The sequence below is a fragment of the Azospira sp. MPR-E4 genome (assembly GCF_058809645.1).
Window position 1 is genome coordinate 37253 of record NZ_JBXAST010000022.1, and the last position, 12802, is coordinate 50054.

General features: G+C 65.9%; 12 protein-coding genes and 1 other RNA gene. 1 reads left to right on the plus strand and 12 read right to left on the minus strand.

From position 1 onward, the window contains the following. Window positions 1-39: 39 nt before the first annotated feature. Window positions 40-1173, minus strand: a complete 1134-nt coding sequence (locus tag AC1RTA_RS08760; protein WP_492784525.1) for an ABC transporter substrate-binding protein — start codon at window positions 1171-1173, stop codon at window positions 40-42. Between the two features lie 235 nt (window positions 1174-1408). Here AC1RTA_RS08760 and AC1RTA_RS08765 point away from each other — a divergent pair, with 235 nt between their 5' ends. Then, window positions 1409-1642, plus strand: coding sequence for a tautomerase family protein (locus tag AC1RTA_RS08765; protein ID WP_130458059.1), 234 nt, complete (start codon window positions 1409-1411; stop codon window positions 1640-1642). Window positions 1643-1742: 100 nt separating this feature from the next. On the opposite strand, the gene ybiB is transcribed toward AC1RTA_RS08765, so the two are convergent. The 11 genes from ybiB to ffs all read right to left on the minus strand — a co-directional run bounded on the left by ybiB (window position 1743) and on the right by ffs (window position 12539). Then, window positions 1743-2726 carry a DNA-binding protein YbiB gene (ybiB, locus tag AC1RTA_RS08770; protein ID WP_492784526.1) on the minus strand — a complete coding sequence of 328 codons (984 nt, stop codon included), beginning with the start codon at window positions 2724-2726 and terminating at the stop codon, window positions 1743-1745. A 31-nt stretch (window positions 2727-2757) separates the two neighbouring features. Continuing rightward, window positions 2758-5523, minus strand: a complete 2766-nt coding sequence (locus tag AC1RTA_RS08775; protein WP_492784527.1) for a nitrate reductase — start codon at window positions 5521-5523, stop codon at window positions 2758-2760. Between the two features lie 222 nt (window positions 5524-5745). Next, window positions 5746-6165 carry a ClpXP protease specificity-enhancing factor gene (locus AC1RTA_RS08780; RefSeq protein WP_492784528.1) on the minus strand — a complete coding sequence of 140 codons (420 nt, stop codon included), beginning with the start codon at window positions 6163-6165 and terminating at the stop codon, window positions 5746-5748. 108 nt (window positions 6166-6273) lie between these two features. Beyond that, window positions 6274-6870, minus strand: a complete 597-nt coding sequence (locus tag AC1RTA_RS08785; RefSeq protein ID WP_014236889.1) for a glutathione S-transferase N-terminal domain-containing protein — start codon at window positions 6868-6870, stop codon at window positions 6274-6276. A gap of 82 nt (window positions 6871-6952) precedes the next feature. After that, entirely contained in the window at window positions 6953-7666 is a 714-nt protein-coding gene (locus AC1RTA_RS08790; RefSeq protein WP_014236888.1) for a cytochrome c1, read from the minus strand. A 13-nt stretch (window positions 7667-7679) separates the two neighbouring features. After that, entirely contained in the window at window positions 7680-8984 is a 1305-nt protein-coding gene (locus tag AC1RTA_RS08795) for a cytochrome b (protein WP_014236887.1), read from the minus strand. Between the two features lie 3 nt (window positions 8985-8987). Then, window positions 8988-9584, minus strand: coding sequence for a ubiquinol-cytochrome c reductase iron-sulfur subunit (petA, locus tag AC1RTA_RS08800; protein WP_014236886.1), 597 nt, complete (start codon window positions 9582-9584; stop codon window positions 8988-8990). A gap of 209 nt (window positions 9585-9793) precedes the next feature. Beyond that, window positions 9794-10396, minus strand: coding sequence for a recombination mediator RecR (gene recR / locus AC1RTA_RS08805; RefSeq protein ID WP_130458057.1), 603 nt, complete (start codon window positions 10394-10396; stop codon window positions 9794-9796). Then, the gene (locus AC1RTA_RS08810) at window positions 10396-10719 is read right to left on the minus strand and encodes a YbaB/EbfC family nucleoid-associated protein (protein WP_014236884.1); all 324 of its coding nucleotides are present in this window, start codon (window positions 10717-10719) and stop codon (window positions 10396-10398) included. Before AC1RTA_RS08810 ends, recR begins: the two co-directional genes overlap by 1 nt. 15 nt (window positions 10720-10734) lie before the next feature. Beyond that, on the minus strand, window positions 10735-12381 hold the full coding sequence (dnaX, locus tag AC1RTA_RS08815; protein ID WP_492784529.1) for a DNA polymerase III subunit gamma/tau: 1647 nt from the start codon (window positions 12379-12381) through the stop codon (window positions 10735-10737). Between the two features lie 59 nt (window positions 12382-12440). Then, window positions 12441-12539: signal recognition particle sRNA small type (gene ffs, locus AC1RTA_RS08820), an RNA gene on the minus strand. Window positions 12540-12802: the final 263 nt, after the last annotated feature.

The following is a 12802-nucleotide window of genomic DNA, read 5'->3' on the forward strand; positions in this document are numbered from 1 at the left end:
TCAAGCCCGTCCCTGCTGGCTGCCAGGGCAGGCCACTTTTCAACGCAGCAGCCGGCCGCTGTTGCCGACGATGGTCACTTCGGAGAAGCGGGAGCCCAGGTGCTTGCCGGAGAAATCCAGGAGGAAGCCCCCCGCATCCCAGGGCGCCATGGATTCCAGGGCGCTCACCAGCTTTTCCCGGGTCGGCTGGGGCCCGGCCCGGCGCAGGCCTTCCACCATGGCCTTGGCGGCGATGAAGCCTTCCAGGTTGGTGTAGGTGATGCCGCCCTTGGGCTTCAGCGCCGGCGGCAGGGCGTCGAACTCCCGCACCACGCCGCTGGAGGCGCTCCAGGGATAGGGCGTCACCTGGGAGATGGCGATGCCCGCCGCCTCCGCCCCCATCTCCGCCTGCAGGGCCTTGTAGCCCACCACGGAGAGGGCGAAGAACTGGGGCTGCTTGCCGGTGGCCCGCATCTGTTTGACGAACAGGGCGGTGGGCTTGTAGGTGCTGATCATGACCACGGCCTGGGTGTCGGCGGCGGCGATGGCCTTGACCGCCTCGGTGACGTCGTTCTTCACCTTGTCGAAGCTGCCGCTGGCGATGACCTTCAGGTTGCGCTTCTTCAGGGCCACTTCCACGCCCTTGAGGCCGGCCTTGCCGAAGGCGTCGTTCTGGTAGAAGACGGCGATGTGGTTGATGCCCAGGGTGGTCAGCTGGTCCACGATCTTTTCCGTCTCGTCGCCGTAGCTGGCCCGCAGCCAGAAGGTCTGGGGCGAGGCCTGCTCCCGCAGCTCGTCGGCCCCGGTGTATGGCGCCACCGAGGGCACGCCCCGCTCGTTCACCAGGGGCATCAGGGCCGTGTAGTTGGCGCTGCCGAACATGCCGAGAAAGGCGAAGACGCCCTCCTTGTCCAGCAGCAGCTTGGCGTTCTCCACGCTCTTTTCCACCACGTAGCCGTCGTCCAGGGTCACCAGCTCGATACGGCGGCCGTGGATGCCGCCCTTGCTGTTGATCCACTTGAGATAGGCCTGGGCCCCGTCCCGGTACTCGCTGCCCAGTTCGGCCAGGGGCCCGCTGAGGGGCAGGGACTGGCCCAGCTTGATGACATTGCCCTGCTGGGCATGAAGCGACGTCGCCAGCAGGGCCCCACAAACGAAATAGAGCCCCGTGAGGGCTCGCCGTAGCGCCTTCATCCACAATCTCCTTTGGTGTCTCGATGCCGCCTGGTAGGGGACCGGTATGCTCCGGTTCGGGCCTCGTTCGCTGACGGGCTGGCCACAGTCTAGGAAGGGACGCAGCGGGAGATTGTCATCTGCACGACAATTGGCCCCAGGCCCCGCCGGGCCTGCATCGGCGGCGGGCGGCGGAGGGCCGGCAAGGCCCGGCGGCGATGACCGGAGCATCCGCCGACGCCTATTCCATGGCACCATGGCCGGCCCCCAACCGACCCGAGGAGATCCCATGCCCTACGTCAATATCCAGATCACCGCCGGCGCCAGCCGGGAACAGAAGGCCCGCCTAGTGGCGGAAGTCACCGACAGCCTGGTGCGGGTGCTGGGCAAAAAGCCGGAACACACCCACATCGTGATCCAGGAAATCGCCGAGGAAAACTGGGGCTTTGCCGGCCTGCTCACCGACGACTGGAAGCGGCGCCAGGGCTGAGCCCGAAAAACAAAACCCGCCTGGCGGCGGGTTCGGGCGGGGCGCGGCCCCACGGCGGCGGCCGGTGGCGCAATCGCGCCACGGCCAGGGCCGGGACGGTCTAGACCGTGGTCAGGCCGTTGCCTTCCACCGCCACGATGGCCTTGGCCTGGTTGAAGTCTTCCGCATAGCCGCTGGCGTAGAGGCAGCAGGCCAGCTGGTTGGCCAAAGGCAGGGGCAGGCTGGCCTGGCCGTCCAGCACCTTGCGGATCCACTGGGCGGTGACCTTGGCGTCGCACTCCTCCGGCAGGTTGGGCAGGGCCTTGAGGCTTTCGTGCTCGGCCTCGAACAGCACCTCGCACTGCTCCTCGTGCAGGTACTCGATGCGCGGGCGGCGCTTGGGGTTGGCGAAGGGCTCCCCTTCCGAGGCCCGCAGCAGCAGGGCCCGGCCGCCGCCGTAGGAGAGGATGTCGCGCATCAGGTCCATGTAGGCCGGATGGGTGGCGGCCCCCAGCAGGACGCCGCCGCCCTTGAAGGGGTCGAGCATCTTCACCAGGCTGTGGGCGCTGTTGCGCAGGCCCAGGCGGCTGCGCAGGGAGAGCAGGTTGTGCAGCCCCGGGCTGAGCACGTTGAGGGGCACGAAGGCCACGCCGTAGCCGTCCATGGCCTGCTGCACGGCGCTGTGGCTGGCGCAGGGCATCAGGCCCAATTCGCGAAAGACGTGGGCCGAAGTGACCCGGCCATAGCCTTCGAGCAGGCCGTGCACCAGCACCGGCACGCCGAAGCGCTGCAGCAGCAGGGCCAGCAGGGGCGTCAGGTTGGCCCCCTTGCGGGCGCCGTTGTAGCTGGGAATGACCACCGGCCGGATGCGCCCGGGGGGCGGCCGCAGGGCATGCACCCGCTCGCTGGCGGCGGCCAGGAAGCCGATCATTTCCTCGGCGCTCTCGCCCTTGACCCGCAGGGCGATGGTGATGGCCCCCAGTTCCAGTTCGGGCACACCGCCGTCGAGCATGGCGCCGTAGAGCAGCTGGGCCTCCTCCTGGGTCAGGTCCTTGGGGCCTTCGGCCCCGCGGCCGAGTTCCTTGATGAAGTGGGCGTAATTCATGGGCGTCTCCCCGGTTTTCCTTGTCTTTCCCTCAGGCAGCCTGGGGGGATGTCTTGGCAACGATGATTTTCTTCACTTCGGGCAGGCAGCCGCCGCAGAAGGTTCCGCATTTTAGCTCGTTCTGCAGGCCGTCCAGGTCCAGGCCCCTGGCGATGCCGGCCTCGATCTGGGCCTGGGTGATGTCGGCGCACTTGCACACCACCGGGCTGGCGCGCAGCAGCTTGGCCGGCGGCGTGCTGATGGGGGCCACCGCCCAGCGCAGCAGGTCCGGGTCCAGCACGTCGTCGGAGATGGCGTCCTTGAGCCAGGCCAGGGCCTGGGTCTCGCCGGCCAGGCGCACCCCGAGCAGGTGGCCGTCCCGGGCCAGGGCCCGCTTGCCGATGTGGCGGCGGCGGTCGGCGTAGACGATGGCGCCCTCCTCCCGCTCCAGGTCGAAGAGGGCGTCGATCTCCCGGATCTGGGCCTCGTCCAGGGGCGCCTCTGCCGCGGCGCGGAACACCACCAGGGGCTGGCCGCGGCCATAGAGGCCGACGCTGGCGTAGGGGAAGCGGGGCAACAGGCGGCGCGCCCTTTGCAGCAGGGCCAGGCTGGAGGCCAGGGCGTCGGGCCCCTCTCCGGCCCGCACCACGGCCAGGGGCCAGGGCAGGTCGGCCTTTTCCACCTGCACCGGGGCGTGCTTCAGCTCGGGCTGCAGGGAAATGGGATCGCAGGCCGGGCCGGTGAAGGCGTTGACGCCGGCGCCGTGCATGAACCGGCTGCCCCAGTGCATGGGCAGCCAGGCCCGGCCCTGCTTCAGGCCGGCCACGGCGGCCACCCGCAGCACCAGGCTGTCGCGGCCGTTGCTGACCCGGGCCAGGTCGCCGTCCTCCAGACCCCGGTGGCGCAGGTCGCAGGGATGCATGGCCAGCACCGCCTCCTCGGCGCCGTGGAACAGGCGCGGTACGGTGCCGGTACGGCTCATGCCGTGCCACTGGTCCCGCAGGCGGCCGGAGAGAAGGCTGATGGGCTGATCCACATCGGTGGGCTCGGCCACCTCCTGGTGCTGCACCGGGACGAAGCGGGCGCGGCCGGAAGGCGTGGGGAAGCGGCCGTCGGCGTAAAGCCGGGGCAGGCCGGCCTCGGCCCCTTCGGGGAAGGGCCACAGCTGGGGCCCGCGCTGCTCCAGGAGGCCGTAGGAGAGGCCGGTGATGTCCAGGTCCCGGCCCCGGGTGCTGTCCCGGTGCTCGTTGAAGATGGCTTCGGGACGGCGGTAGGGGAACAGGCGGCGGGCCTCTTCGCCCCGGCCCAGCTCGTCCCCCAGGCGGTGGGCGAAATCGACGGCGATGGCCCAGTCGGCCCGGGCCTCGCCGGCCGGCGCCACGGCAGCCCGCACCCGGGAGATGCGGCGCTCCGAATTGGTCACCGTGCCCTCCTTCTCGCCCCAGCTGGCGGCGGGCAGCAGCAGGTCGGCGTAGGCGGCGGTGTCGGTGTCGCCGTAGGCTTCCTGCAGCACCACGAATTCCGCCGTCTCCAGGGCAGCCCGCACCCGGGCCTGGTCCGGCAGGGAATGGGCCGGGTTGGTGCAGGCGATCCACAGGGCCTTGACCTCGCCCCGGCCCACGGCCTCGAACAGCTGCACGGCGGTGAGGCCGGGCTTGGCCGGCACCTCGGGCACGCCCCAGAAGCGGGCCACTTCGGCCCGGTGCTCGGCGTTGCCCAGATCCCGGTGGGCTGAGAGCAGGTTGGCCATGCCCCCCACTTCCCGGCCGCCCATGGCGTTGGGCTGGCCGGTGAGGGAGAAGGGGCCGGCGCCGGGCCGGCCGATGTGGCCGGTGGCCAGGTGCAGGTGGATCAGGGCGGCGTTGTTGTGGCTGCCGTGGCGGGACTGGTTGAGGCCCTGGCACCAGAGGGACAGGCTGGCCTTGGAGAGGCCGAACCAGCGCGCCGCCTGGACGATGTCCTCGGCTGGGATGCCGCAGATCTGGGCCGCCGCGGCGGGGCTGTAGTCCGCCGCAATCGCCTCCAGGGCGGCAAAGCCTTCGGTGTGGGCGGCGATGTAGTCCCGGTCCACCAGGTTCTCGGCCAGCAGCACGTGCAGCATGGCGTTGTAGAGGGCGATGTCGGTGCCGGGCTTCAGGGCCAGGTGCAGGTCGGCGATGGCGGCCGTCTCGCTGCGGCGGGGGTCGGCGACGATGATCTTGAGTTCGGGATTGGCTGCCCGGGCATCCTCGATGCGGCGGAAGACGATGGGATGGGCGGCGGCCGGATTGGCGCCGGTGATGAACAGGCACTGGGCCAGGCCGATGTCCTCGTAGCAATTGGGCGGCGCGTCCACGCCCAGGGTCAGCTTGTAGCCGGAGGCGGCGGAGGACATGCAGAGGCGGGAGTTGGTGTCGATGTTGTTGCTGCCGATGAAGCCCTTCACCAGCTTGTTGAAGACGTAGTAGTCCTCGGTCAGCAGCTGGCCGGAGACGTAGAAGGCCACCGCCTCCGGTCCGTGCTCGGCGATGACGGCGGCGAAACGGCGGGCCGCCACGGCCATGGCCTGCTCCCAGCTCACCCGCTGGCGCGGCTGGTCGCGGCGGGTGCGCACTTCCGGATAGAGGGCCCGGTTGGCCTGAAGGGTGCCGGGGGCGGCGGTGAGGTGCAGGGTCGCCCCCTTGGCGCAGAGGCGCCCCTGGTTGGCCGGGTGCTCCGGGTCGCCGCGCACGTCGGTGATGCGGCCGTCGCGGCTGTCGATGAGGACGCCGCAGCCGGTGCCGCAGTAGCAGCAGGTGGAAGGGGTGACACTGGGGGGGAAGTGGCTTTCATTTGGCATGGTCTGGGCTCCTGCCCCAACACAGCAACAGCCATGCCACCATTAATAATCAATGGGTTACTAATAAACAACAGCGAATCCGCCAGGCGAACGGCTGGATTTCGGCCCCAGCTTGGCGCATCCCGCGCCAGCTTGGTGCGCCAAAGAAAAACCGCCTCGGCTTGGGGCGCGAGGCGGTTTCCGGTGGAGCGGCGGGGAGTACCCGGGAGGGAAAGCCCCCGCTCACTTCACCCGCTGCAGGTGGGGACGGCCGCTGGGCGGTGCAGCCGGCGGCTCCGGCGGGGTCTCGTCGCCGACATCCGCCACCACTTCGCCCTCGCCTTCCACTTCTTCATCCACCTCGAAGGCCATGCCGGCCCCGTTTTCACGGGCGTAGATGGCCACCACATTGCCCACCGGCACCGACAGATCCCGGGCCACACCGCCAAAACGGGCGGCAAAGCTGATCAGCTCGTTGCTCATGTTGAGGTGGGAAGTGGCGTCGCCGCTGATGTTGAGGACGATCTGGCCGTCCCGCACGTACTCGCGGGGCACCAGGGTCCGGTCATCCACGGCCACTGCGATGTAGGGGGTAAAGCCGTTGTCCACGCACCATTCGTAAATGGCGCGGATCAGGTAGGGCTTGGTGGAGGGCAGTTGCATGACAGTCTTCCGCTGAATGGCGCCGACCGGTCCGGCCGACGCACCGGCACCGCAGGCGCCGGCCTGGAGAAAAGACGGGGACACCGTGGCGGCGCCCCCGTCAGTTCGTTACTTGCGCATCACCTTTTCGGAAGGCGTCAGGGCATCGATGAAGCCCTGGCGGCTGAAGATGCGCTCGGCGTACTTCATCAGCGGCGCGGCGGTCTTCGGCAGGTCGATGCCGTAGTGGTCCAGGCGCCACAGCAGGGGGGCGATGGCCACGTCGAGCATGGAGAACTCGTCGCCCAGCATGAACTTCTGCTTGGCGAACATGGGAGCCAGCTCGGTCAGGCGGTTGCGGATTTCGGTCCGCGCCTTGTCGGCGGTCTTGGCGTTCTTTTCCAGGGGCTCGATGTAGGCAAAGATTTCCCGTTCCATGGTGGACAGCAGCTGGCGCGCCCGGGCCCGCATGATGGGGTCGGCCGGCATGAGCTGGGGATGGGGGAAACGCTCATCGATGTATTCGTTGATGATGTTGGGTTCGTACAGGATCAACTCGCGCTCGACCAGCACCGGCACCCGGTTGTACGGGTTGATGACGGCAATGTCTTCGGGCTTGTTGAAGAGGTCCACATCGATCACCTGGAAGTCCATGCCCTTTTCGAACAGGACGATGCGGCAGCGGTGGCTGAAGGGATCGGTGGTGCCGGAGTAGAGGTTCATCATGACTCGTTACCTCAAAAAGGAATCGGCACCGCCGCCGGGAAAAGCCCCGATCGGCGATGCCGTAGCCTGAATGTCAGGCGGATTAGTGCACGTCTTTCCAGTACTCGCGCTTGAGAGCGTAAGCAACGACGAAGAGCACGCCGAGGAACAGCAGGACGGCAATGCCCAGCTGCTTGCGCAGACCGGAAACGGGTTCACCGATGTACACCAGGAAACCGACCAGGTCAGCGATTTGCTTGTCGTACTCGGCGGCGGACAGCTTGCCGGGCACGGCCAGTTCCAGCTTGTGGGTCTCGTGGTTCAGCACTTGCTGACCCTGCAGTTCCCACAGGATGTGCGGCATGCCGACGTTCTCGAACACCACGTTGTTCCAGCCGGTGGGACGCTTGTCGTCACGGTAGAAGGAACGCAGGTAGGTGTAGAGCCAGTCGGCGCCGGGACCGGCTTCGGAAGCGCGGGCACGGGCGATCAGGGTCAGGTCGGGCGGGGTGGCGCCGAACCATTGCTTGGCTTCGTCCGGACGGATGGCGACGCGCATGGGTTCGCCCACCTTGTCGGCGGTGAACAGCAGGCTGTCCTTGATCTGCTGCTCGGTCAGACCGATGCCGGTCAGCCGGTTGTAGCGCATGAAGGAGGCGCCGTGGCAGTTCAGGCAGTAGTTCACGAACAGCTTGGCGCCGTTTTGCAGGGCCGCGTTGTCGCCGGAAACGTCCGGAGCCTTGTCCAGATGCACGGCGGCGCCGCTGGCCAGCGCCATCAGGGGCGCGAAGAGCAATGCAGTAAGCAGTTTTTTCATGTCGCTCTCGTCCTTATTTCATGGTCACACGCTCGGGTTCCGGCGTGTACTTGTCCACCTTGGAATACCACGGCATCAGCAGGAAGAAGCCGAAGTAGATCAGGGAGCAAACCTGGGAGACCTTCTCGCCCCAGTAGGAGGGCGGCTGGGTACCGAGGTAGCCCAGGATCACGAAGCAGATCACGAACAGGGTCAGGAAGGTCTTGTAGATCGGACCGCGGTAGCGGATGGACTTGACCGGGCTGCGATCCAGCCAGGGCAGGAAGGCGAAGATCACCACGGAAGCGCCCATGGCCACCACACCCCAGAACTTGGCATCCAGACCCAGGATCGGCCACACCATGGCGCGCAGGATGGAGTAGAAGGGGGTGAAGTACCACACCGGAGCGATGTGGGGCGGGGTCTTCAGGGGATCGGCCGGAATGAAGTTGTTGTATTCCAGGAAGTAGCCGCCGCCTTCGGGTGCGAAGAACACCACGCAGGAGAAGACCATCAGGAAGACCACGACGCCGACGATGTCCTTGACGGTGTAGTAGGGATGGAAGGGAATGCCGTCCAGGGGATGGCCGTTCTCGTCCTTCAGCTTCTTGATCTCGACGCCGTCGGGGTTGTTGGAACCGACTTCGTGCAGGGCCAGGATGTGGGCGGCGACGAGGCCGATCAGCACCAGGGGCATGGCGATCACGTGGAAGGAGAAGAAACGGTTCAGGGTTGCATCGCCCACCACGAAGTCACCGCGCAGCCAGACGGACAGGTCCGGTCCGATCAGGGGAATGGCGGAGAACAGGTTCACGATCACCTGGGCGCCCCAGAAGGACATCTGGCCCCAGGGCAGCAGGTAGCCGAAGAAGGCTTCGCCCATCAGGCACAGGAAGATGCCGACGCCGAACAGCCAGATCAGCTCGCGGGGCTTGCGGTAGGAACCGTAGAGCATGCCGCGGAACATGTGCAGGAAGACGACGATGAAGAAGGCGGAAGCACCGGTGGAGTGCATGTAGCGGATCAGCCAGCCCCAGGGCACGTCGCGCATGATGTACTCGACGGAGGCGAAAGCCACGGGCACGCCGGCGGCGTTCAGGGAAGCATCCGGCTTGAAGTGCATCACCAGGAAGATGCCGGTGACGATCTGCAGCACCAGGACCAGCAGGGCCAGGGAGCCGAAGAAGTACCAGAAGTTGAAGTTCTTCGGTGCGTAGTACTCGGACAGGTGGCCCTTCCACATGGAAGTGGCGGGGAAGCGGGCATCGACCCACTCCAGCACGTTGCCGCCGATGGAACCGTCGGACTTGTACTTTTCGAAATTGGTATTGGCAGCCATTCCTTACGCCCCCTTCTTGTCTTCGCCGATCAGGATGCGGGTATCGGACAGATACATGTGCGGCGGAACTTCCAGGTTGGTCGGAGCCGGCTTGGCCTTGTAAACGCGGCCGGCAAAGTCGAAGGTGGAACCGTGGCAGGGGCACAGGAAGCCGCCCAGCCAGTCACCGGACATGCCCTCTTCGGCGCCGTGCTTGAACTTGGCGGAAGGAGAACAGCCCAGGTGGGTACAGATACCCACGGCCACCAGCACTTCGGGCTTGATGGAGCGGGTTTCGTTCTGGCAGTAGGCGGGCTGCTGCTCTTTTTCGGACTTGGGATCGGCGACGGCATCGGCCAGCTTGGGCAGGGTGTCCAGCATGTCCTTGGTGCGGTTGATGATCCACACCGGCTTGCCACGCCATTCCACGGTCATCATCTGACCCGGTTCCAGCTTGGAAATATCCACTTCCACCGGAGCGCCGGCTGCCTTGGCGCGTTCGGACGGCAGCATGCTGGCGACGAACGGCACGAGTGCCGCCACCGCCCCGGCCCCGCCCACGGCCGCGGTAGCGACGATCAGACGCCGCCTGCCGCAGTCCACTTTGTTCTCTTTGCTCATAGCGCAGATCCCTAGAACGTTGAAATTAAAATTCAGAACAGCAATTCGGTAACGCCTTCGGCGAGGCAAAAATGATCCTGGCCGAACAAAACCGGAAGATTATACTCGAATCCACCTACGGACTGGAACCGGGCCGGGAACTCAATGTCGTCAAATGCGTCGAAAGCCGCTCCAAACCTGAGCCCGGTCAAGAATCGGACCCGCCAGGGCTAGGCTTCCACGTTTTTCCGCTCCCGCATGGCCTGGGCCAGGGTGCCGGCATCCACGTACTCCAGCTCCCCACCCACCGGCACCCCCCGGGCGATCCGGGTCACCTTGATGCCCCTGCTGCGCAGCAGTTCGCTGACGTAGTGAGCGGTCGCTTCGCCTTCGTTGGTGTAATTGGTGGCCAGGATGACCTCCTGGACCTCGCCATCGCAGGCCCGGGCCAGCAGACGGTCCAGCTGCAGCTCCCGGGGACCGACACCGTCCAGCGGCGACAAGCGCCCCATGATGACGTAGTAGAGCCCGTTGTAGGCCTGGGTCTGCTCCATCATGTTCATGTCCACCGGCGTTTCGACGACGCACAGCAGGCTGGCATCCCGCTTGGTGGAGGCGCAGCGCTCGCAGACATCGGACTCGGTGAAGGTGTTGCAGCGGCTGCAATGGCGAATGGCCTCCAGCGCATGGGACATGCCGTCTGCCAGGCGGCGGGCGCCCTTGCGGTCCCGCTGCAGCAGATGGTAGGCCATGCGCTGGGCCGATTTCGGCCCGATCCCCGGCAAACAGCGGAGGGCCTCGATCAGTTCTTCGAGGCTGGATGGGGTGCTCATCAGAAGGGCAGCTTGAATCCGGGGGGCAGGTTGAGGCCGGCAGTGAAGCCGGACATGCGTTCCTTGCTCAGCTCCTCGCCACGGCGCACTGCGTCATTGACGGCGGCGGCGATCAGGTCTTCCAGCATTTCCTTGTCGTCCATGACCGAGGGGTCGATCGTGACACGGCGCACGTCGTGGGAACAGGTCATCAGCACCTTGACCATGCCGGCACCGGCCTGACCTTCCACCTCGACGCGACCCAGCTCTTCCTGGGCCTTCTTCATGTTTTCCTGCATTTGCTGGGCCTGCTTCATCAGGCCGGCGATGCCGCCTTTCATCATTTTCGTGGTCCTCGACTAGATGGGTTTGATGGATGATTCAATCAGCGTGGCGTCGAAGATGTCGATCACCTCGCGCACAAAGGGATCCTGCTCGATGGCGGCGACAGCCCGGTCCTGGCGCTCCTCCCGCTCCTGCTGGAGGATCGCCGCCGGCGTCAGCGTGCTCACCTCGGCCACTTCGATCTGCAACTGCAGCGGTCGGCCGCAGTATTCGCCCAGGGCCTGCTGCAGCCGATCCTGGGCCGCCTTCATGATCAGGTGGCGATGGGCCGGCGGCAAGCGCAATTGCACCACCTCCCCGCCCAGCTTCAGCAACTCGCAGTGCTGGGCCAGGGCCCGCGCCATACCGGACAACTGCAAGCTGTCAAGAATCGACTGCCAGTCACCTGGAGCCTCGCTATCAGCGGCGACAACCTGTGCCGCCGGCATCATCTCCGCAGGAGTGGTTACCGGCTGTACGACGGGGGCTTCTGCAGCTCGGGCCGGGACGGAAATTCGGGAAGGAGCCGCCTTAACCGCGGGAGCCTGCGCCCGCGGGGCGGCCAACGCTTTTCCCGGGGATGGGCCCTCCCCAGGCTGGCGCGGCGCAAAGGCATGCAGACGCAACAGGGTCATGACGAAACCGGCATGGGGGTCGGGCGCCATGGGTAGTTCATGGCGACCATGCACGCTGATCTGGTAGGCCAACTGCACCGTCTGGGCGTCGATGGCACCTGCCAGTGCGAGCAAGCGGCTGCGGTCCGGCGTATCCTCGGCAATGGCGGCCGGGGCCAGCTGGGCCACCTGCAGACGGGTCAGCATGGCAGCCAGATCCTGCAGGGCACTGTCGAAGGATAGGCTGCGCTCCGTCATCAGATCGGCCACACTCAGCATGGCACTGACATCGCCCTGGGCCATGGCTTCCAAGAGGGTGAACAGGTAATCCTGATCCACGGTGCCGAGCATGTCGCGCACCAGGGACTCCTCCACCTTGCCGGTGCCATGGGCAATCGCCTGGTCGAGCAGCGAAAGGGCGTCACGCATACTGCCGTTGGCAGAGCGGGCCAGCAGAGCCAACGCCGGCGCCTCGAAGGGGACGGATTCAGCCTCAAGGATGTGGGAAAGATGGCCGGTGATGGCCTGGGGCGGCATCTGCTTCAGATTGAACTGCAGACAGCGGGAAAGAACCGTCACCGGAATTTTCTGGGGATCGGTGGTCGCCAGGATGAATTTGACGTGCTCGGGTGGCTCTTCCAGGGTCTTCAACATGGCGTTGAAGGCCGAATTGGAGAGCATGTGCACTTCGTCGATCACGTAGACCTTGAAGCGGCCCCGGGTAGGCGCATACACCGCGTTCTCGAGCAGCTGGCGCATCTCATCGACCCGGGTATTGGTGGCCGCATCGACCTCGAGAAGATCTACAAAACGACCCGCATCGATTTCCTGGCAGGCAGAACATTGCCCGCAGGGAGTCGCCGAGATGCCGGATTCACAATTGAGGGATTTGGCCAGGATGCGGGCCAAGGTGGTCTTGCCGACACCTCGGGTGCCGGTGAAGAGATACGCGTGGTGGAGCCGCTGCTCGGTGAGGGCATGGGTCAACGCACGGACCACATGCTCCTGGCCGACCAGGGTGGAAAAGCTTCGAGGGCGCCATTTGCGCGCCAGAACCTGATAGCTCATGCCGAATAGTCTCGCACGACAGCGGCACCCGACCGCCCATGGCGGCTGCCGGAAATGAAAGTGGCGAGCCTTACCCCCGGCACTTGCAGTAAGTAGCTGTGGCTGCTTCCTTCCGGACCTGACCAGGTTCACCACCCTGCAATGCGGGGAGACCCGCCGGTGCGAATTCTAACATAGCTGATCGGCGTTTCTCGCCCACCAGCGCTTTTTTTCCGTCACTCGAACGAGTAACCAGTCCTCCGCGAAATCTCGATGTCGCAAGCCGATATCTGGACTCGGCAAGAGCCGGCGGCACAGAAATCTAAACAATTTGGGATGGAGGGAATTTAGTGAGGTACAAATAGAAACACCCCAGCCACGAGGTAGCTGGGGTGTTGTAAGGGGAGCCTGGCGGTGACCTACTTTCGCACATGAAGTATGC

Coding starts and splice junctions, on each gene's coding strand:
- dnaX (WP_492784529.1), bottom strand. CDS start 12,381: ATGAGCTATCAGGTTCTGGCGCGCAAATGGCGCCCTCGAAGCTTTTCC.
- AC1RTA_RS08760 (WP_492784525.1), bottom strand. CDS start 1,173: ATGAAGGCGCTACGGCGAGCCCTCACGGGGCTCTATTTCGTTTGTGGG.
- AC1RTA_RS08765 (WP_130458059.1), top strand. CDS start 1,409: ATGGCCGGCCCCCAACCGACCCGAGGAGATCCCATGCCCTACGTCAAT.
- AC1RTA_RS08790 (WP_014236888.1), bottom strand. CDS start 7,666: ATGAAAAAACTGCTTACTGCATTGCTCTTCGCGCCCCTGATGGCGCTG.
- AC1RTA_RS08780 (WP_492784528.1), bottom strand. CDS start 6,165: ATGCAACTGCCCTCCACCAAGCCCTACCTGATCCGCGCCATTTACGAA.
- recR (WP_130458057.1), bottom strand. CDS start 10,396: ATGAGCACCCCATCCAGCCTCGAAGAACTGATCGAGGCCCTCCGCTGT.
- petA (WP_014236886.1), bottom strand. CDS start 9,584: ATGAGCAAAGAGAACAAAGTGGACTGCGGCAGGCGGCGTCTGATCGTC.
- AC1RTA_RS08775 (WP_492784527.1), bottom strand. CDS start 5,523: ATGCCAAATGAAAGCCACTTCCCCCCCAGTGTCACCCCTTCCACCTGC.
- AC1RTA_RS08810 (WP_014236884.1), bottom strand. CDS start 10,719: ATGATGAAAGGCGGCATCGCCGGCCTGATGAAGCAGGCCCAGCAAATG.
- AC1RTA_RS08785 (WP_014236889.1), bottom strand. CDS start 6,870: ATGATGAACCTCTACTCCGGCACCACCGATCCCTTCAGCCACCGCTGC.
- AC1RTA_RS08795 (WP_014236887.1), bottom strand. CDS start 8,984: ATGGCTGCCAATACCAATTTCGAAAAGTACAAGTCCGACGGTTCCATC.
- ybiB (WP_492784526.1), bottom strand. CDS start 2,726: ATGAATTACGCCCACTTCATCAAGGAACTCGGCCGCGGGGCCGAAGGC.